Source organism: Kosakonia pseudosacchari, assembly GCF_015167415.1.
GTDB lineage: Bacteria > Pseudomonadota > Gammaproteobacteria > Enterobacterales > Enterobacteriaceae > Kosakonia > Kosakonia pseudosacchari.
Genome location: NZ_CP063425.1, coordinates 1,044,591 through 1,063,387, shown reverse-complemented (window position 1 = coordinate 1,063,387; position 18,797 = coordinate 1,044,591). Strand labels below are relative to the sequence as shown.

Sequence of the window (18,797 nt, the reverse complement as noted above, 5' to 3'; positions counted from 1 at the left end):
TAAACGCTTATAACGTTTAAAGGCAAGGTGGGATCGCAAAACCAGATTGTTATGCTGCATTGCAAAAAACAAGCAGTTAAATACTCTATTTATCAGAAAAACACATGGCTGATCATGCGAACAAAAAATCAACAGACGTACAAAATACGTTTCAGCGGCGGTAGACGGTGCGGGAAAGCGGCCTGTTTTCGCAGGCCGCTGGAAAGATATGCTGACAGGACCTTCAGGAAGCGGCTTTTTTGGCAACCAGACGTTCCGGCAGAACAAAGCTAAAACGGGTGCCCTTGCCCGGTTCACTGACAATATCAAGGCGGCTTTCGTGGTGATTCACCGCGTGTTTGACAATCGCCAACCCAAGACCGCTGCCGCCGGTTTGCCGCGAGCGGGCTTTATCCACCCGGTAGAAACGTTCGGTCAGGCGCGGAATATGTTCTGCGGCAATGCCCGGTCCGTTATCTTCCACGCTAAATTCCGCCCCCTGCGGGACATGCTGCCAGCGCACAATAACGTGCGTACCCGCTGGCGTGTGGTTGACGGCGTTATACACCAGATTTGAGATTGCGCTGCGCAATTGCTCTTCGTTACCAAGCACTTTAAGCGTGTTATCCACTTCAAAACTGAAGGTGTGCTTTTGCAGACTGAGGGTTTGCGCTTCACGCTCGACGACCCGCAGCATCATCGGCACATCAATGGTTTCGTTTGGCGGCAGCGTCGGCGCGGCTTCAATTTTCGACAGCGTGAGTAACTGACGCACCAGCCCTTCCATCCGCGACGTTTGCTCACGCATGGTGTGCAGCGCTTTTTCGCGCGGCGCCCCTTCCAGCGTTTGCTCCTGCATCATCTCCAGGTAGCCCTGCAGCACCGTTAACGGCGTGCGCAGTTCATGGCTGACGTTAGCGAAAAAGTTACGCCGCGCGCCTTCCAGCTGGTGCATTTGCGTCACGTCGCGCGCCACCATCAGCAGCTGTTGCTCGCTGTAGGGCATGACGCGGATCTCAAGATGCCGCCCATTATTGAGCACCAGATGCAGAGGTCGGCCAAACTCCTGGTTCCTGATGTATTTAGTGAATTCGGGGTAGCGTAATAAGTTAAGGATATTCTGGCCGTTATCGTCCGGCCAGCGCAGCCCCAGCATCTGCTGCGCAAGACCGTTACACCAGAAAATCGCCCCTTCTTCAGTGGTAAGGATCACCGCATCCGGCAGCGATTCCGCACCGCTGCGAAAGCGTTTGATCAAATTTCCCAGTTCGCGGCGGCGCTTTTTGTTACGCATCTGCATCTGGTGTAGCCCGTAAAGTAGCGGCTCCCAGCTTCCCGTGCCCGGCGGCGGCGTCATGCTTTTATCGACCCACAACCACCAGGAAAGACGCAGTAAATTCCAGAAATGCCAGATCAGCAACCCGGTTACCGCGGCGAACAAAAACCAGGGCAGGTAACCGAAAATCGCGCCGAGAATAAAGGCGGGGATACAACAAAGGAGGAGCTCCAGCACCAGCCTTTTCCATGACAGCCGTTCCAGCACGCGTCACACTCCTGTCAAATTTCAGAAACGGGTCGAAAAACGATATCCCGTGCCGCGCACTGTTTGCACCATACGATCGTGGCCGCTGTGTTCCAGCGCTTTGCGCAGACGGCGAATATGCACGTCCACGGTTCTGTCTTCAACGTAAACGTTGGTTCCCCATACGTGGTTCAGCAGCTGTTCGCGGCTATAAACCCGTTCCGGGTGCGTCATAAAGAAGTGTAAGAGTTTAAACTCTGTCGGTCCCATATCCAGCGGATTCTCACCGGTCATCACGCGGTGCGAGGAAGGATCGAGGCTCAGCCCCTGCATTTCAATCACCTCTTCCACCGCCATCGGTGAAATACGGCGCATCACGGCTTTAATGCGCGCGACCAGCTCTTTCGGTGAAAATGGCTTGGTAATGTAATCGTCCGCCCCCGTTTCCAGACCGCGAACGCGATCCTCTTCCTCCCCGCGCGCGGTCAGCATCATCACCGGAATATCACGGGTCATCGCTTCGCGTTTAAGATGTTTAATAAACTGAATGCCAGAACCGCCAGGCAGCATCCAGTCCAGTAAAACCAGGTCGGGCCAGGGTTCGTTAAGTTGGTTCACCGCGCTGTCATAATCTTCAGCTTCCACCGGTTGAAAACCATTTTGCTCGAGCACGAAGCACACCATTTCACGGATCGGTGCTTCATCTTCTACGACCAGAATTCGTCTCGCCATAATTCGCCCTGTTTTAATTAAGTCGTCAGTATATGTAGCGGCGCCATTATGCGTCAGTTTTATGACAGATTTATGAATAAGATGACCGCTATATGACCCGTGCGGTGGCCGTGTGACAACGCAAATTTGCGTTCGGTTATGTCCCTCATCTGCTTAATGTTTATAATCGGCTTTACGCTTTTTCGCCACGGAACCGCTATGCGCATCATTCACACTTCAGACTGGCATCTGGGTCAAAACTTCTACAGTAAAAACCGCGCCGCCGAACATGACGCTTTTCTCGACTGGCTGCTCGCCGCCGCCGAAACGCATCAGGTGGATGCCATTATTGTCGCAGGCGATATTTTCGATACCGGTTCCCCGCCAAGCTACGCCCGCGAGCTTTACAACCGCTTTGTGGTCAAACTCCAGCAGACGGGCTGCCAGCTTATCGTGCTGGCGGGAAACCACGATTCCGTGGCCACGCTGAATGAATCAAAAGCGATCCTTGCCTACCTGAAAACCACCGTGGTGGCCAGTGCAGGCACCCAGCCGTTCTGGCTCTATCGCCGCGATGGCGAACCCGGTGCGGTATTTTGCCCGGTGCCGTTTTTACGCCCGCGCGATATTACCGTGAGCCAGGCGGGGCTTTCCGGACAACAAAAACAGCAGCATTTGCTGGCGGCGATCACCGATTACTATCAACAGCAATTTTCTCAGGCCTGTGAACTGCGCGGTGACAAACCACTGCCGATTATCGCCAGCGGCCATTTAACCACGGTGGGTGCCAGTAAAAGTGACGCGGTACGTGATATTTATATCGGCACGTTAGACGCTTTCCCTGCGCAAAATTTTCCACCGGTGGATTACCTCGCGCTCGGCCACATTCACCGGGCGCAGAAGATTGGCGGCCTCGAGCATATCCGCTACTGCGGCTCGCCGATTGCATTAAGTTTTGATGAAACCGGGAAAAGCAAAAGCGTCAATCTGGTGACCTTCGCCGAAGGTAAACTCGCCGATGTCACGGCGCTGGAGGTTCCGGAAACTCAGCCGCTAGCGGTGATAAAAGGCGATTTCGCGGAAATTTGCCGTCAGTTAGAACGGTGGCGCGATGCGCCCACAGAGCAGACCGTATGGCTGGATATCGAAATCGAAAGCCATGAATATCTGGCAGATATGCAGCGCAAAATCCAGCAGGTGACAGAAGCTTTGCCAGTCGAAGTGCTGCTGGTGCGCCGCAGCCGTGAGCAACGCGAACGCATTCTCTCCGGCGAGTTACGCGAAACCTTAAACGAATTAAAAGTCGAAGAGGTCTTCGCCCGCCGCCTTGTGCTGGCAGAACTCGACGACACACAAAATGCGCGGTTACACACGCTGTTTAGCGAAGCGCGCCAGGCGCTGGATGAGGAGAATGAGGCATGAAAATCCTGAGCCTGCGGCTAAAAAACCTGAACTCGCTTAAAGGCGAGTGGAAAATAGACTTCACCGAAGAGCCGTTCGCCAGCAACGGTCTGTTCGCCATTACCGGCGCGACCGGTGCGGGGAAAACCACGCTGCTCGACGCCATCTGCCTGGCGCTGTACCACGAAACACCGCGCCTTAGCACCCTTTCACAATCGCAAAACGATTTAATGACTCGCGACACCGCTGACTGCCTGGCTGAAGTGGAGTTTGAAGTGAAAGGCGTTGCCTACCGCGCATTCTGGAGCCAGAGCCGCGCCCGCGGGCTGCCGGAGGGCAATCTGCAAGCCCCGCGAGTTGAGCTGGCTCTCTGCGCCGACGGCAAAATCCTTGCCGATAAAGTGAAAGACAAGCTTGATCTGACCGCCTCACTGACCGGGCTGGATTATGGCCGCTTTACCCGCTCCATGTTGTTGTCACAGGGGCAGTTTGCCGCGTTCCTCAATGCGAAACCGCGTGAACGCGCAGAGCTGCTCGAAGAGCTGACCGGCACCGAGATTTACGGCCAGATTTCCGCCATGGTGTTTGAAAAACACAAAGCGGCGAAAACCCGGCTTGAGCAGTTGCAGGCGCAGGCAAAAGGCGTGGAACTGCTTAACGATGAGCAGCGCCAGCAGCTTGCGCAAAGTTTGCAGGCGCTTACTGACGAAGAGCAACGTTTGCTGGCAGGGCAACGCGATATACAGGCGCAGGCCAACTGGCTGAACCGCGACGCGGAGTTGCGCGCCACGCGCGGACGCGCGCAGGCCGCGCTGGTACAGGCTCAGCAGGCGCTGGCCGGTGCCCAGCCGCAGTTAGCGGCGCTGGAACGTGCGCAACCGGCGCTGCAATTGCGCCCATTGTGGGGTCGGCTTGAAGAACAGCGTAAAGCGCTGGTTCGCACCCGTGCGCAGAGCGAAGAAGTAAATACTCGCTTACATGCCAGTCTGTTACAGCGTGCGCGCATTCGCCATAGCGCCCAGCAGCAGCATGCAACATTGCGGGACATGCAGAAAACGCTGGAAAGCTGGCTTGCTGAGAACGCCCGTTTTCAGCGCTGGCAGAGCGAATTAACCGGCTGGCGCGTGTTGTACAATCAACTGGAAGAAGAGAAAAAACAGTGGATTGGGCTGCAGCAACGCGTGCAGAGCCAGGAGGCGAAACTGCGCACCTTGCCTGTGTCAACACTGGCGATGAGCGAAGAAGAGACGGCGGCGGCAATGGCGTTGTGCGCACAAAACCGCCCGCTGCGCCAGCAGCTTACCGCCCTGCATGCCCGTTTCGCTCCGCTGCGCAAGCAGCTGGCGCAGCGCCAGCAAAGCTTGCTTGATTTACGCGCCGAGCAGGAAAAGATAAGCCTTGAGCTGGCGCGCAAACGCGAGCTGTACAAAGAGAAAAACCAGCTGCTGACGGAAGTCACCACCATTTGCGAGCTGGAAAACCGCATCAAAGATCTGGAAAGCGAACGCGCGCGCCTGCAACCGGGTCAGCCTTGTCCGCTGTGTGGCGCAACCGAACATCCGGCGATTGCGCATTACCAAACCCTTGAACCCGGCGTCAATCAGGCGCGGCGCAGCGCGCTGGATCTCGAAGTGCGCCAGGTCAAAGAGGATGGCGTCGCACTTAGCGAGCGGCTGAAAGGGCTGGCTGAACGCTACGAAAAAGATGAGCGCGAAGTGAAAAACCTGCAACAGGAGGAGCAAAACTGGTTGCAGGAGTGGGCGAAAGCCTGCGCCGCGCTCAGCGTCACGCTGGAGCCGCATCGTGAGTTAACCAGTTGGCAAAGCGCGCAGGATGCGTATGAACATCAGCTTTACTTGCTAAACCAGCGCCAGACATTGCAGGTGCAAATCCGCGAACTTCATCAACAAAGCGAACAGTACCAACAAGCCGTGGTCGCCCGCCGTGAAAAACTGGCGACCACGCTGCAACAACTGGATCTGGCTCTACCGCCGGAAGGCGAAGAGGAGCAGTGGCTGGCGGCGCGCGCACAGGAAGCCGAACAATGGCAACACCAGCAGCAACAGCTCAGCGCGCTGCACGAAAAGATGGCGCAACTCACGCCGATCCTCGAGACGCTACCGGAAAGCGACACCGCCAGCGGCGGGCAAACGGCGGCGCTGGAAGGCTGGCGGAAAATACACGATGCGTGCCTTGCGCTACAAAGCCAGTGGCAAACCTTGCATCAGCAACTGGCGCAAGAGGAGCAAACCGCAGCCGCGCTGGAGCAACAATTTACCGATGCGCTGGGAAACAGCATTTTCGCCGATCATCAGGCCTTTCTCGACGCCCTGCTCACCGAACCTGAACGCCAGCGCCTTGAGCAGTTACGCCAGAAGCTCGACAGCGAATGCCAGCAGAAACAGGCACTAGCGAACAGCGCTGAACAGGCATTGCGTGCGCACCAGGCGCAGCCGCCTGCGGCACTCTCACCGGATGCCACGGTTGAAAGCATCGGCCTGGCGCTGGACGCGATTTCGCGCCAGCTTCGGGAAAACACCACCCGCCAGGGGGAATGCCGCCAACAGTTGAAGCAGGACGACGATAACCGCAAGCGCCAGCAAAACGTATTGCAGGAGATGGCGCATGCCAGCGTGCTGTATGACGACTGGGGACACCTGAACGCGCTTATCGGCTCCAAAGAGGGAGATAAATTCCGCAAATTCGCCCAGGGTTTAACGCTGGATAACCTTGTCTGGCTGGCGAACAACCAGCTTAATCGCCTGCATGGACGTTATCTGCTGAAACGCAAGGAGAGCGATGCGCTGGAACTTGAGGTGGTCGACACCTGGCAGGCGGATGCGGTACGCGATACGCGCACCCTTTCCGGCGGCGAGAGCTTCCTGGTCAGCCTGGCGCTGGCGCTGGCGCTCTCCGATCTGGTCAGCCATAAAACCCGCATCGATTCACTGTTCCTCGATGAAGGCTTCGGCACCCTGGACAGTGAAACGCTGGACACGGCGCTGGATGCCCTTGACGCGCTGAACGCCAGCGGTAAAACCATCGGCGTGATTAGCCATGTGGAAGCGATGAAAGAGCGCATCCCGGTGCAGATCAAAGTGAAGAAAATTAACGGGCTGGGCTACAGCAAACTCGACGGGAAATTCGCGGTGAGTTAAAAATAAGGGCGCGTTCAACCGCGCCCTTGTTGTTTATTCGCCCTGCGGCCACAGCCATGCCGCGCCGCGTACGCCGCTGGAATCGCCGTGCAGCGCTTTGCGGATCGGCGTTTCGCACTCACCGCCAAATACCCAGTTGCGTAGCAGAACCGGTACGGTCTGGTAAAGCCGCTCGACGTTACTCATGCCGCCGCCCAGCACAATCACATCCGGGTCAAGAATGTTCACCACATGCGCCAGCGATTTCGCCAGCCGCAGCTCGTAGCGGCTAATCGCCAGTTCCGCCACCGCGTCCTGCTCATCTACCAGCCGCATGATTTCATGGCCCCTGAGCGCATTGCCGCTAAGCCGCTGATAATCCGTGGCAAAACCGGTGCCGGAAATAAAGGTTTCAATACAGCCCTGCTTGCCGCAATAACAGGGGACTTCGGTGCGATAGCGAAGCTCATCTTCATCCATCCACGGCAGCGGATTGTGCCCCCATTCGCCCGCAGTGCCGTTACCGCCGATGTGCGCGTGGCCGTTAAGCGCCACGCCGGAACCGCAGCCGGTGCCAATAATCACCGCGAACACCGTTTGCGCACCGGCTGCCGCGCCATCCACCGCCTCGGAAACCGCCAGGCAGTTGGCGTCATTTGCCAGCCGCACCTCGCGGTTTAACCGCTGGCTCAAATCCTTATCGAACGGTTTACCGTTCAACCAGGTTGAGTTGGCATTTTTCACCACACCGGTGTAGGGCGAAATCGAACCGGGGATCCCCATGCCTACCGTGCCGCGCTGCCCGGTCTCTTTTTCCGTGAGATCCACCAACGAGGCGATTAGCTCAATGGTCTGCCAATAGTCACGCGGCGTGGCCTGCCGATGGCGAAACAACTCTTCGCCTTGTTCACCCAGCGCAATAATTTCTGTTTTTGTACCACCTAAGTCGATACCGATACGCACATCAAACTCCTCATAGTGGACCACGCATTAGCAATGCAACGGCGGCGACAATTCGCTATCATGCCCGCTGCATTTAACGACAAGGCCGTGGAAAAAATCATGCTGTGGTTCAAAAATTTAATGGTATACCGTCTCAGCCGCGATGTTGCGCTGCGTGCGGAAGAGATGGAAAAACAGCTTGCCCCACTATCGTTTACTCCATGCGGTAGTCAGGATATGGCGAAAACCGGATGGGTTCCACCGATGGGTTCACACAGCGAAGCGCTAACCCATACCGCCAACGGTCAGATTATTATCTGTGCGCGTAAAGAAGAAAAAATTCTGCCAACACCTGTGGTCAAGCAAGCGCTGGAAGCGAAAATTTCCCGCCTCGAAGCCGAGCAGGGTCGCAAGCTGAAAAAAACCGAAAAAGATTCGCTGAAAGACGAAGTGCTGCACTCCTTGCTGCCGCGTGCGTTCAGCCGTTTCAGCCAGACCATGATGTGGATCGACACCGTGAATGGTCTGATTATGGTTGATTGCGCCAGTGCCAAAAAAGCGGAAGACACGCTGGCGCTGCTGCGAAAAAGCCTCGGCTCGCTGCCGGTCGTACCGCTGGCGATGGAAAATCCTATCGAACTGACGCTGACCGAATGGGTACGTTCCGGCACGGTGGCGCAGGGTTTCCAGTTGCTGGACGAAGCAGAACTGAAAGCGATGCTGGAAGATGGCGGCGTGATCCGTGCGAAAAAACAGGATCTGGTGAGCGATGAAATTGCCGTACACATTGAGGCGGGCAAAGTGGTCACCAAGCTGGCGCTCGACTGGCAGCAGCGTATCCAGTTCCTGATGTGCGATGACGGTTCCGTAAAACGCCTGAAATTCTGCGATGAGCTGCGCGATCAGAATGAAGATATCGACAGAGAAGATTTCGCTCAGCGATTCGATGCCGATTTTATTCTGATGACCGGCGAGCTGGCGGCGTTGATTCAAAACCTGGTGGAAGGCTTAGGCGGCGAGGCGCAGCGCTAACCGTTTATCCACAGACAAACGCCCGGGTTTTCCGGGCGTTTTGCATTACAGGTAACGGCAGAGGTAAGAACTCGGTTCCGCCACCTGCAAATGAAATTCGCTATGGCCAGGTACATTGAACACTTCACCCGCGGCGTAAGCTTTCCATTCGGTTTCGCCCGGCAGCAGGACATTCAGCGCGCCGCTGACCACCGTCATCTCTTCTGGCTGCGCAGTGCTGAAGGTGTATTCCCCTTCTGCCATCACCCCAACGCTGGCACGGCCAGTGCTGCTGCTGGTAAAACCAATGGATTTCACTTTACCGGAAAAGTATTCGTTACTTTGAAGCATGAACTGGCCCTTATAAAGAAAATGTATGGAAAAACACTATAGAGGCCGGGCTTTGCTTCTGTCACGAGAAATTCACACGATTGCGGGCCTAAACCAGCAGTTCTGATGCCAGCCGTGCGGCCAGCACATTCGATAACAAAACGGGCACATCCAGCGCTTTTTGCAGCAAATCGCGGTGATACTGGTGAAAACCAAGACAATCCAGCATCAACACATCCGCGCCGCGCTCAATAAGCCCTTTACCCGCTTCAATTAATTCCTGTTCTGTCGCCAGGTAAGGATGCGCCAGCGCGTAGTAAGGTTCATTTTCCAGTACTTGCCATTTTTTCTTTTGCTGGGCCATGAGTTCGGGAATGGGCACAATGACGCCCACTTGATGCCCGTCAACAATGGAAGCGACCAGGGGCGGAATGATGCGCTGTGGCTCAACCAGAATCGCGTTACGGGCAACAAAACCGCGAATATCCGCCGTGCTCATCAACAAAATGACATCGTAGCCCTGGTTATCCAGCACTTCGATAACGCCCTGGAGATCGCGCTCCACTTTCTCGCGGGAAACCATCCCAAGGCTGTCATCGCGTAATCGTGTAGGAATGGCGTGCTCCCCGGCATCAACGGCGTATTCACGGCGCACCTCTTCCGGATCCATTTTGCCCAGCAGGCTGAGATGGGTAATCTGCTCTTCTGAAACGTGTTCCGCGAGGAGCGGAAAAATCTCTTTTACCGGCACCACACCAATGGTGAGGATCGCCAAGGACGCACTCATTTTTTACTTTCCGCCTTTCATCACTGCTTGTTCTTATTCGCTCTCAATCACGCCTTTTTGACGGCTGTTGTGTAAAGAGAACATGCCACTCCTGTGTTCATATAAATTCCAGTAACCATAAGAGAGTAACCGCTGACTATTATTTAGCCAGTTTAAAAACGTGATGTAGATCCTTTTTTGTAATGTCAGGAAATCATCCAGCCTGCGAGATCCGGCTTAACTTTTATCCGGATCTTCATAACGCCGTTTGGCGTCCAGAGCTTCCTGCTCGGTGGGATGTTCGCTAATTAAGGTATCCGGTTTCGGATGGTCGGCGCGCAGTTCATACCAGGTAACAGTCGGGCCATTCGCCCCTTTTTCAACGGCGACAACACGGGCTTCACGCGGATATGGCGGTTTAGTCGGCATAGCTCTTCCTCATTTTGCGGGTCGAGCAATAAGTATAGACAAACGTTTCGCTAACTGGCGCGCGCCAGTTGTAATGCCGCTTCAATATCAGACACCACCTTATCCGGCGACTGCGCCGCATCCACCACATAATGCGCGGCTTCACGATACAACGCGTCGCGCTGCGCCAGCACTTCACTGACCTCTTCGCTGATGGGCTTACCGGTTAACGTCGGGCGTTGCCCCTCCTCGGGAAAGGCCTCCAGCCGGTCAGCCAGCACATCAACCGGTGCGCAAAGATAAATCACCACTCCGTGTTCGTGCATAAAACGGCGGTTGTATTCGCTAAGGATAATCCCGCCGCCGGTCGCTACCACGCGTGATGGCGCGCTAACTGCTTCCAGCGCGGCAGTTTCCCGTGCGCGAAAACCATCCCACCCTTCCTGTTCAACCATCGCTGCGATGGTCTGTTGGGCATTTTCCTGCAACCAGTAATCGGTATCGATAAACTGGCACCCCTGCGCCAGCGCCAGCGCCCGGCCAACTGTCGATTTACCGCAACCACGTGCGCCGATAAGAAAAATGGGGAGCGTCATGAGCAGGTGTTCCCTCCGGGTCCTGCACTGCGCAGGACGGAAAATAAGACAGCGATATTATCACCAAACTAGTACGAAATTCATCGTAAAATTAACGTTACACTTTTATGTCTGCGTCGGTAAAAAGCTCAGGGAAAACCAGAGTGAATCCGGGTTTCCTCTGTAAACATTCTATGGCAGTACGTGTCGCGGCAACCTTACTGAATGTAACACAGGCTGGCAAGCCCGCAAGGCGGCAAACAGTAACACATCATGCGGGGATGCGCAGAATTTACTCGCCCTGGCGGCGCTTGTCGGCCAGCAGCCATTTATCCAGCTCGGCGGCGAATTGCTGGCGATCCCGCTGTGACAGGCTGTCCGGGCCACCGGTTTGAATACCGCTGGCGCGCAGGGTATCCATAAAATCGCGCATCGTCAGCTTTTCGCGAATGGTTGCCTCGCTATAGCGTTCACCGCGTGGGTTCAGCGCCGCCGCGCCTTTTGCCAGCACTTCCGCTGCCAGCGGGATATCCGCCGTGATCACCAAATCACCGGCCTCGCACAGCCGGACAATTTCATTGTCGGCAACGTCAAAACCGGCAGGCACCCTGATGGAACGGATCACCCGCGACGGCGGCACGCGCAGGTTTTGGTTCGCGACCAGCGTTAACGGCGTCTGTGTGCGCTCAGCGGCGCGGAATAAAATCTCTTTGATTACGTTCGGACAGGCGTCCGCATCAACCCAAATCGCCATCGTTACTCCTTTCTGTTTGCGGCGCATTGTCGCTTTAATTTCCTGTCGGGGAAAGGAGAGATCCTTTCGCCCTCGCCGCCAATCCACGTTAAGCTATATCGCACAAACATTTACAAGCAGAGAGACGGATGTGATGGAGAAGAAAATCGGTTTTATCGGCTGCGGTAACATGGGAAAAGCGATTGTTGGCGGCCTGATTGCCAGCGGCCAGGTGCTGCCGGGGCAAATCTGGGTGTATACCCCGTCGCCGGATAAAGTGGCTGCCCTGCATGACCAGTTTGGCGTGAACGCCGCGCAAAGCGCGCAGGAAGTGGCGCAGATTGCCGATATCGTCTTTGGTGCCGTGAAGCCGAACATTATGGTGAAAGTGCTTAACGACATAGCCTCCAGCCTGAACAAAGAGACGCTGGTGGTCTCCATCGCCGCCGGCGTTACGCTTGATCAGTTAGCACGCGCGCTCGGCCACGACCGCAAAATCATCCGCGCGATGCCTAACACACCCTCGCTGGTGAATGCCGGGATGACTTCCGTGACGCCTAACGCGCTGGTGACGCCGGAAGATACCGCCGATGTGCTGAACATCTTCCGCTGCTTTGGTGAAGCAGAAGTGATTGCCGAACCGATGATCCATCCGGTGGTTGGCGTCAGCGGTTCGGCTCCGGCGTATGTGTTTATGTTTATTGAAGCCATGGCCGATGCTGCAGTACTGGGCGGGATGCCGCGCGCGCAGGCCTATAAATTTGCCGCGCAGGCGGTAATGGGTTCCGCGAAAATGGTGCTGGAAACCGGTAAGCATCCGGGCGAGTTAAAAGATATGGTCTGCTCGCCTGGCGGCACCACCATTGAGGCGGTAAAAGTGCTGGAAGAGAAAGGTTTCCGCTCGGCGGTGATCGAAGCCATTGCCGCTTGTATGGCGAAATCTGACAAGCTGAGCAGCTAAGGCAATGCGCCACGCAAAATCCGCGTGGCGCAACTCTCAGGCCAGCATGTCGCTGGCGGCTTGCATGCTGATCGGTTGCTGCATTTTCAGCAGTAAACCCGCCGTTTCACTGTACTCGCCGCAACTCAGCACCGCTTTCAGTATGCCTGCTTCGCCGTAGAGCACGGCAAAACGTTTATTATCAAACGATCCCAGCATTTTCATGCTGTCCCACTCACGGGTATAACCGAGGTATTCAAAGCGGTTACCGAAGTGAGTCGTCCAGAAAAAGGGCACCCGATCAAAGGTATGCTGTTCACCCAGCATATTCAGCGCGGCGAGCCGCCCCTGCTGCTGCGCCACACGCCAGTGTTCAATACGCCGACGCCCTTCTGGTGCCGGGTAGCTGGCGATATCTCCTACCGCCCAGACATCCGGTGCCGCGCTTAACGTTTCATCCACCGTCAGGCTGCCATCTTTTTCATGGGGCAGGTCGTGCGCCATGTCGGCTACTGGTTTCACGCCCGTGGCAAACACCACCACGTGGGCTGGCACGGAACGGCCATCTTTTAACGTTATGCTCTGCACATGGCCGTTCCCCTCCAGCGCAGCCGGTTCGCCGGTAACAAACTTGACGCCATTCTGTTTATGCAGGTTCATAAAATACCGCCCCATCTCCTCACCAAACTGCGGTACAAACGGCAGTGCATGGCGCGACAGCACCGTCACATCGATATCCTGATTGCGCAGCGCCGCCGCCAGCTCCATGGCGATAAAGCTGTTACCGATCACTACTAGTTGCTGCTCCTGTTCCACTTCATTGAGCAAACGCTCGGCCTGGTGGATACCACGCAGTACATGCACGCCCGCCAGGTGATTGCCGGGGATATCCGGCCACACTGGCTGGCCGCCGGTGGCCAGCAGTAGCTTGTCAAAGGCGATTTGTCGGCCACCGGCAAGCGTAAGCTGGTGAGCGTGGCAATCAATATTCGCCACCTCTTCACGCAGGCTTTCGACGCCAGGCTGGCTGTAAAAGGCGCTGTCCAGCAAGTGGGGAACGTCACTGATTTTCATTTTTCCCGCCGGAACGAATTTACTCAGCGCGGTGCGATCGTAGGGCGCATCATCTTCTTTATCGATCAACACCAGGTGGCCGTTAAATCCGGCGTCACGCAGCGTTATCGCCGCCGCGCTGCCTGCCGCGCCAGTTCCCAGGATCACGGCGGTTTGCGGACGCTCGCCACGGATAAGTGAGTGGCTGGCGGGAGAAAGTGGACGCGGGTTCACCAGCACACGATTCTGCTCAAGCATCACCGGGTACTGCTTGAGGTTTTGCAGCGCCAGTGGTTCGCGCCATTCGCCATTGGTGATATCAAACGCAGCTTTATGCCACGGGCAGACCAGTTTGCCATCGCATACGGCCCCTTTCTCCAGCGGCCCGCCTGCGTGCGGGCATTTACTCTGAAAGGCGCGGACTTTTGCCCCGGTGCGGATAAGGATCATTGAGGTGCCCGCGACATCCACTTTGACCGGTTGGCTTTCCGGCAAGGCATTTAGTTCAGTAACATATTGATAGTTCATCACTTTGCTCCCGTGTCAGTGTTGCGAAAACGGGCGTAACGCCAGACAGCGCACAACCACGAGGAAAAGGAAAAATAAAACGAAGCTCACAAAGTAAGCCTGGCAGAGATTAGCGGGCGGGCAAAAAGACGGGGAAAATTCCGAAAAAAGGGTGAGCAAACGCGCTGCTCACCCGCTGCGTTATTACGGTTTTTTCAGGCAACCGCTCATAAATTTACTGCGATCTTCGCCTTTAAGGGATTGTTGCGTCGCCTGGGCATTACATTCGCGCATCCGCTGTTGCTGCGGCGTCAGGCTTTTTTGTCCGGGCTCAGTTTTGGTGTTTTTCAGGCAGTCACTCATGTATTTCTTACGGGCGTCTCCCGCCAGGGTTTGCGCCGTTGCCTGTTGATTGCAGAGGGTCATACGTTGTTGTTGCGGGGTCAGTGTTTTTTCAGCGGCGCTCAGCGCCGTGACAAACAGCAGACCGAAAACGAGGGTAACCAGTAATGTTATTTTCATAGCACCATCCTTCTCTTAATGTGCCTTTTAAGGATGGTACTAATTGGTGAAAAAACCACCCGGCAGCAAAGATTTACCGCCGGGAGGCCGTTACTTCAGATTCAGTGCCGCCTTCATGGTGTAGAACAGATCGGTCTGATCCGTCAGCCCCACCACGTTGCCCGCATGCGGCCCGTAAGCCGCGATACGAACCTGCGTTCCGGTATGCTCCATCGACTCCTCTTCCGAGTTGCCGTAAGTGATGGCCATTACCGCGCCGTCTTTGGTGTTCAGCGCCTGGCTCAAGCCTGGCGCTTTGGTATCTGGCGGAATGATCTGGCTGGCATGGGCGTGATCTGCGGTAACGATCACCAGCGTATTGCCATCTTTTTTGGCAAATTCCAGCGCTTTCTGTACCGCTTCGTCGAGATCAACCGTTTCGCCGATCTGACCGCACGGGTTCGCCGCATGATCCTGTTTGTCGATAGACGCGCCTTCCACTTGCAGGAAGAAGCCCTTCTCATTTTTGCTCAGCAAATCAATGGCTTTTTCCGTCATTGCCGCCAGTGTTGGCACGCTGGCGGTACGTTTCGCGTTGGGCGTACAGGTCACGGCAGGTTTATCAATATTGCCGTGCAGCGAGGCTTTTGGCCCTTCCCAGCGCACCGGCATGTTGCCGTCGGAGAACAGCCCCAGCAGCGGTTTATCCTGGTTCGCTTCGGTGATCGCCGCAAGCGTAGAGGCATCGCTAACCAGCTGGTAACCGCGCGCCTGCGCCTGTTCGCGCAGCGTTTTCCCTTTCCACTCACCGGCGGTGGCGGTTTCGCTAAAGGTTTTCGCGCCGCCGCCCAGCGTGACATCCGCGCGGGCGTTCAGCAGTTGTTCGGTAATCGACCCTTTACCGCCTTTTTCCAGCGCGTTGAGCGCACACTTCTCACTGGTCACCGTCGGGCCGTAGCAGCGACGTGAGATAACGTGAGAAACCAGCGCGGCGGGCGTAGCATCTTGCAGTTCCGCAGTGGAAACGTTGCCCGTCGCCAGACCGGCGGCTTTGGCCATCTCCAGAATGGTGGTGTGATCTTTATCGTGAATGTCGACGCCGAGTGCGCCGTTATAGGTTTTCACGCCTGTGCTCCATGCCGTGGCAGACGCGGCGGAATCGGTGACGTAATCCGGTTTGCCGGTTTTTTTGTCCAGCGAATAGTGCGTGTACTGGCCAGTCAGCGGTAATGCGTCAATACCTTTAAAGAATCCGCCAGCCCCTTCGGCATAATTTCGCGCGGCGGTAATTTCAGAATCCCCCATGCCATCGCCAATCAGCAAAATAATATTTTTGGCGGACTTATCAATGAGGGAATCACGCAGAGCAGCGGTTTGGTCACCACTTAAACGGCGCGCACCGCCGGGCGTGGAAATATCCCCCTGAGCAGCACGATTATCAAGAACCGGTGCCGACGTCGTTTCGGCATAAATAGCAGGGGTAAAGATCAGAGGTAATAAGGCAAGAAATAATGCGCTCTGTTTCACTTTAATATTCTCCATGTACAAATACTTAAAGAAAATAAAACAGAGCGACTATAGGTAGCGCAGATGACAGTGATATGACAGTGCAGGCAGCGCGTCAGAGGTTTAGCTGCGCGGATGCCTTAAAAGCTTTTTTACATATTGTTGCAACAACTCCGCGTCCTGATGGGTAACGTGCGTTCCCGGCCGGGCTTCTTCCAGCGCGCCTTCGATACTCTGAATTAACGCCTGTTGTTCCGTCGTCGCCATCTGGCGCAGCAGCGCGGTCACCACGATTTCCAGCGCTTCAACTTGAGCGACCAGTTCTTTCGACTCTTCTTCTTTTTCTGCCAGCTTGACCAATAACTCTGCAATGAGATTTTTCATAGCGCTATTTCCTTACGAGATTTCAAAGACGTTAGCATTGAGTTTTGATGTTGCAAAGTAGATACATGTATTATTTTTGCGGATTTTCTCACAACGCGTAATAGTCATTTAAAAAACAGGGTTAACGAAACGTTTCTCCCGCATCGAAGGCAAATGATTTGAGTGGCTTAGCGGCAAATAAAAAAAAGCGCATGGCTTATTTTCATAAGAAAAAGCGATAGTAAGGCCGAAGCAAACTTATATTATTTCGGCCCCGTTGCGTTAGCGTTTTACCCGGCGAAACGCCAGCAGTAATTGCCAAAGATTAATAAACACCACCACAGCCGTAGCGGCAAATACCCAACGGAAACCCGCCATTGCGGATACGGTCGCCCCCATCAGCGGCCCGGCGACATTTCCCAGATACATAAACGATTGGTTATAACCGAAAATACGCCCGGTGACCTGATCGCTGGAGTATTTCAGCAACAACGTCTGCACGGCGGGCAGCATCGCGCCATCCGCGAAGCCCAACATAAAGCGCAAGATCCCAAGCTGGAGCGGCGAGGTGACAAACGACATGGCGAAAAACAGCACCACGGCCACCGCCATCGTCGCCATTAAAATGCGTGATGTACCAATGCGATCGCCCAATTTGCCGAGGCGCGGCGCGGAAATCAGCGCCGAGACACCGGGCACAGCGGCGATAAGCCCACTGAGAAAAGCAATATTCGTGGTGTGCGGTGACAACGATTGAATAAACAGCGCCAGGATCGGGCCAATAGAGCCGTTGCACAACTGAATGACCATGGTGGTAATAAACAAACTGATAACCAGCGCCGGGTACGGCAAGGTCGAGAACACCGCTTTGCCGCTCAGACGATCGCCCTTTTTCACCGTCGGCCTGACGCCCTCTTTAATTAAAAACAGCGTAACGAGGAAACTCACCATCAGCAGTATCGCCGTGATAAGGAACACCATGCGCAGCCCCACATGGTCGGCGAGAAAACCACCCATCAGCGGCCCGCCAATTACGCCGCTTATCTGCGCCGTGGAGAGTGTACTCAGCGCCCAGCCGCTCCGTTCGCGCGGCACCTGCGAGGCCACCAGCGCCATCGCATTGGGAATATAGCCAGACGTCAGCCCCATCACACCGCGCAGAATCAACAGTTGCCACACATTAGTAGCAAACGCCTGCAACAGAATCGCGATCGCCATCCCCAGCGAGGCACGCAGCAACATCAGTTTGCGCCCTTTCCGGTCCGCCAGGCTGCCCCACATGGGCGAAACAATCGCCGAAACCAGAAAGGTGATACTGAACGTTAAGCCTGACCACATCGACAACGCTTCATGGGACGTCACGCCCAGTTGCGCAACATATAACGGCAAGAACGGCAGAATTTGGCTGATGGCAAGGCCGGTGAAAAAACAACCGAACCAGACCGAGATAAGATTGACCTTCCAGGATTCCATAAGTACGCGTAATTATTGAGAATTTGACAAACAGCGCACAGGTTAACAAGAATGCGCCTACGATGAGTCACCAGAGATGCGGTGACAGCGATTTCGGTATTTTATCTGCCAGCTTTCGTTTCACGCTGCTGCCTGAAAGAAAAACCCCATTATTCACAGTGGATTATGCTTAGCGACAGAGGCCAAAGCCGCGCATGCCAAGATGAAAATGGTTGGCATGAGCAGCGTTGTACTCCGGCCCAAGGCCGTTACCGTAATAGCCGCAACTGGCGCTTAACATTGCCCGCAGCCACGGTTGTGTTCTCGCCTGGCGCCAGCCCTTTAATACCGTCACGGACTGACCATTCGCCAGCCGAAAACCGCTGAGATCCAGCGCTTCTGCGCTGGCATGCTCGCTACGCCTGGCGTCAGCGCGGTTGTAGATATTGCGACACGCATAGCTGCCAAGATGATCGATACGCGTAAGCTGGCTGCCCATAAAGCGCTCGGTAAGTGGTCGCGCCTGTTGCTCAATAAACAGCGCGGAGCTGAGCGCCAGCGGGCAACTGGCGAGAAAACTGCTGCTCAGTTTAACCGCCCCAAAATCGCGCACCCGCACGACATTGGTTAATGGGCAATCCCCGGCGCTGTCGGCAACCGGAACCGAGGAAATCAACTGCTGCTGATTCGCCTGCGTCAATAATTCGGAACAGGCTTGCGGCTGCAAGCGGCGCAGTTTGAACTGCGTGATGCGCCCGGGCGGGTCGCTAAGCTGTAACGGCGCAAACGGGTTGTAATAAGACGGCAACGCGCGGTAGCCAATCCAAATCACCGCCAGAAGAATGCACAAAACAATCAGCCCTTTCCCGCTCACATCGCCTCCTTCTGGTTTCCAGAAAACATTATGGCAGAAGGCCGCGAATCGTGCGTTTTGACGTGCTATGGTATGTGCTTTGTGAA

At 55.4% G+C, this 18,797-nt stretch carries 18 protein-coding genes; 4 read left to right on the top strand and 14 right to left on the bottom strand.

The annotated features are described in order from the left end of the window. Nucleotides 1-223 precede the first annotated feature (223 nt). Both phoR and phoB read right to left on the bottom strand, forming a co-directional pair. Complete coding sequence (gene phoR, locus IP581_RS04895; protein ID WP_193821880.1) at nucleotides 224-1,522, bottom strand: phosphate regulon sensor histidine kinase PhoR; 1,299 nt, start codon at nucleotides 1,520-1,522, stop codon at nucleotides 224-226. A 21-nt stretch (nucleotides 1,523-1,543) separates the two neighbouring features. Next, on the bottom strand, nucleotides 1,544-2,233 hold the full coding sequence (phoB, locus tag IP581_RS04890) for a phosphate response regulator transcription factor PhoB (protein WP_007373472.1): 690 nt from the start codon (nucleotides 2,231-2,233) through the stop codon (nucleotides 1,544-1,546). 198 nt (nucleotides 2,234-2,431) lie between these two features. Between phoB and sbcD the strand changes: the two genes are divergently transcribed. Beyond that, the gene (sbcD, locus tag IP581_RS04885) at nucleotides 2,432-3,634 is read left to right on the top strand and encodes an exonuclease subunit SbcD (protein WP_193821879.1); all 1,203 of its coding nucleotides are present in this window, start codon (nucleotides 2,432-2,434) and stop codon (nucleotides 3,632-3,634) included. Then, on the top strand, nucleotides 3,631-6,771 hold the full coding sequence (gene sbcC, locus IP581_RS04880) for an exonuclease subunit SbcC (protein WP_193821878.1): 3,141 nt from the start codon (nucleotides 3,631-3,633) through the stop codon (nucleotides 6,769-6,771). The genes sbcD and sbcC overlap by 4 nt, the downstream gene beginning before the upstream one ends. Before the next feature lie 33 nt (nucleotides 6,772-6,804). On the opposite strand, the gene mak is transcribed toward sbcC, so the two are convergent. Further along, a complete protein-coding gene (mak, locus tag IP581_RS04875; protein WP_086873220.1) occupies nucleotides 6,805-7,713 on the bottom strand; it encodes a fructokinase in 909 nt (302 codons plus the stop codon). A 99-nt stretch (nucleotides 7,714-7,812) separates the two neighbouring features. On the opposite strand from mak, the gene rdgC reads away from it, so the two are divergent. Beyond that, nucleotides 7,813-8,724, top strand: a complete 912-nt coding sequence (gene rdgC / locus IP581_RS04870; protein WP_193821877.1) for a recombination-associated protein RdgC — start codon at nucleotides 7,813-7,815, stop codon at nucleotides 8,722-8,724. Between the two features lie 45 nt (nucleotides 8,725-8,769). On the opposite strand, the gene ppnP is transcribed toward rdgC, so the two are convergent. The 5 genes from ppnP to IP581_RS04845 all read right to left on the bottom strand — a co-directional run bounded on the left by ppnP (nucleotide 8,770) and on the right by IP581_RS04845 (nucleotide 11,536). Then, the gene (gene ppnP / locus IP581_RS04865; protein WP_017458829.1) at nucleotides 8,770-9,054 is read right to left on the bottom strand and encodes a pyrimidine/purine nucleoside phosphorylase; all 285 of its coding nucleotides are present in this window, start codon (nucleotides 9,052-9,054) and stop codon (nucleotides 8,770-8,772) included. An 88-nt stretch (nucleotides 9,055-9,142) separates the two neighbouring features. Further along, complete coding sequence (locus IP581_RS04860) at nucleotides 9,143-9,820, bottom strand: AroM family protein (protein WP_086873219.1); 678 nt, start codon at nucleotides 9,818-9,820, stop codon at nucleotides 9,143-9,145. A 216-nt stretch (nucleotides 9,821-10,036) separates the two neighbouring features. Then, nucleotides 10,037-10,228 carry a protein YaiA gene (gene yaiA, locus IP581_RS04855; RefSeq protein ID WP_017458827.1) on the bottom strand — a complete coding sequence of 64 codons (192 nt, stop codon included), beginning with the start codon at nucleotides 10,226-10,228 and terminating at the stop codon, nucleotides 10,037-10,039. A 50-nt stretch (nucleotides 10,229-10,278) separates the two neighbouring features. Further along, the gene (gene aroL / locus IP581_RS04850) at nucleotides 10,279-10,803 is read right to left on the bottom strand and encodes a shikimate kinase AroL (protein ID WP_086873218.1); all 525 of its coding nucleotides are present in this window, start codon (nucleotides 10,801-10,803) and stop codon (nucleotides 10,279-10,281) included. 271 nt (nucleotides 10,804-11,074) lie between these two features. Beyond that, nucleotides 11,075-11,536 carry a YaiI/YqxD family protein gene (locus IP581_RS04845; protein ID WP_086873217.1) on the bottom strand — a complete coding sequence of 154 codons (462 nt, stop codon included), beginning with the start codon at nucleotides 11,534-11,536 and terminating at the stop codon, nucleotides 11,075-11,077. A gap of 133 nt (nucleotides 11,537-11,669) precedes the next feature. Between IP581_RS04845 and proC the strand changes: the two genes are divergently transcribed. Continuing rightward, complete coding sequence (gene proC / locus IP581_RS04840; RefSeq protein WP_086873216.1) at nucleotides 11,670-12,476, top strand: pyrroline-5-carboxylate reductase; 807 nt, start codon at nucleotides 11,670-11,672, stop codon at nucleotides 12,474-12,476. A gap of 36 nt (nucleotides 12,477-12,512) precedes the next feature. Here the strand turns inward: proC and IP581_RS04835 are convergent, their stop codons facing one another. The 6 genes from IP581_RS04835 to IP581_RS04810 form a co-directional block, all read right to left on the bottom strand. Continuing rightward, nucleotides 12,513-14,036 carry an FAD-dependent oxidoreductase gene (locus IP581_RS04835; protein ID WP_193821876.1) on the bottom strand — a complete coding sequence of 508 codons (1,524 nt, stop codon included), beginning with the start codon at nucleotides 14,034-14,036 and terminating at the stop codon, nucleotides 12,513-12,515. Nucleotides 14,037-14,219: 183 nt separating this feature from the next. Further along, nucleotides 14,220-14,537 (bottom strand): phosphate starvation-inducible protein PsiF, encoded by a 318-nt coding sequence (psiF, locus tag IP581_RS04830; protein ID WP_193821875.1) that lies wholly within the window; start codon nucleotides 14,535-14,537, stop codon nucleotides 14,220-14,222. 90 nt (nucleotides 14,538-14,627) lie between these two features. Next, nucleotides 14,628-16,058 carry an alkaline phosphatase gene (phoA, locus tag IP581_RS04825; protein ID WP_193821874.1) on the bottom strand — a complete coding sequence of 477 codons (1,431 nt, stop codon included), beginning with the start codon at nucleotides 16,056-16,058 and terminating at the stop codon, nucleotides 14,628-14,630. 87 nt (nucleotides 16,059-16,145) lie between these two features. Further along, entirely contained in the window at nucleotides 16,146-16,406 is a 261-nt protein-coding gene (gene iraP / locus IP581_RS04820) for an anti-adapter protein IraP (RefSeq protein WP_017458820.1), read from the bottom strand. Between the two features lie 261 nt (nucleotides 16,407-16,667). Next, nucleotides 16,668-17,858 (bottom strand): multidrug efflux MFS transporter, encoded by a 1,191-nt coding sequence (locus IP581_RS04815; RefSeq protein ID WP_086873212.1) that lies wholly within the window; start codon nucleotides 17,856-17,858, stop codon nucleotides 16,668-16,670. A 169-nt stretch (nucleotides 17,859-18,027) separates the two neighbouring features. Next, on the bottom strand, nucleotides 18,028-18,711 hold the full coding sequence (locus IP581_RS04810; RefSeq protein WP_193821873.1) for an extensin-like domain-containing protein: 684 nt from the start codon (nucleotides 18,709-18,711) through the stop codon (nucleotides 18,028-18,030). Between the last annotated feature and the right edge of the window lie 86 nt (nucleotides 18,712-18,797).

Excerpts from the sequence above, each read along its gene's own strand:
- phoB (WP_007373472.1), bottom strand. The coding sequence starts at position 2,233 with ATGGCGAGACGAATTCTGGTCGTAGAAGATGAAGCACCGATCCGTGAA.
- IP581_RS04815 (WP_086873212.1), bottom strand. The coding sequence starts at position 17,858 with ATGGAATCCTGGAAGGTCAATCTTATCTCGGTCTGGTTCGGTTGTTTT.
- IP581_RS04860 (WP_086873219.1), bottom strand. The coding sequence starts at position 9,820 with ATGAGTGCGTCCTTGGCGATCCTCACCATTGGTGTGGTGCCGGTAAAA.
- sbcC (WP_193821878.1), top strand. The coding sequence starts at position 3,631 with ATGAAAATCCTGAGCCTGCGGCTAAAAAACCTGAACTCGCTTAAAGGC.
- aroL (WP_086873218.1), bottom strand. The coding sequence starts at position 10,803 with ATGACGCTCCCCATTTTTCTTATCGGCGCACGTGGTTGCGGTAAATCG.
- yaiA (WP_017458827.1), bottom strand. The coding sequence starts at position 10,228 with ATGCCGACTAAACCGCCATATCCGCGTGAAGCCCGTGTTGTCGCCGTT.
- proC (WP_086873216.1), top strand. The coding sequence starts at position 11,670 with ATGGAGAAGAAAATCGGTTTTATCGGCTGCGGTAACATGGGAAAAGCG.
- sbcD (WP_193821879.1), top strand. The coding sequence starts at position 2,432 with ATGCGCATCATTCACACTTCAGACTGGCATCTGGGTCAAAACTTCTAC.
- phoA (WP_193821874.1), bottom strand. The coding sequence starts at position 16,058 with ATGGAGAATATTAAAGTGAAACAGAGCGCATTATTTCTTGCCTTATTA.
- IP581_RS04845 (WP_086873217.1), bottom strand. The coding sequence starts at position 11,536 with ATGGCGATTTGGGTTGATGCGGACGCCTGTCCGAACGTAATCAAAGAG.
- ppnP (WP_017458829.1), bottom strand. The coding sequence starts at position 9,054 with ATGCTTCAAAGTAACGAATACTTTTCCGGTAAAGTGAAATCCATTGGT.
- rdgC (WP_193821877.1), top strand. The coding sequence starts at position 7,813 with ATGCTGTGGTTCAAAAATTTAATGGTATACCGTCTCAGCCGCGATGTT.
- IP581_RS04835 (WP_193821876.1), bottom strand. The coding sequence starts at position 14,036 with ATGAACTATCAATATGTTACTGAACTAAATGCCTTGCCGGAAAGCCAA.
- iraP (WP_017458820.1), bottom strand. The coding sequence starts at position 16,406 with ATGAAAAATCTCATTGCAGAGTTATTGGTCAAGCTGGCAGAAAAAGAA.
- psiF (WP_193821875.1), bottom strand. The coding sequence starts at position 14,537 with ATGAAAATAACATTACTGGTTACCCTCGTTTTCGGTCTGCTGTTTGTC.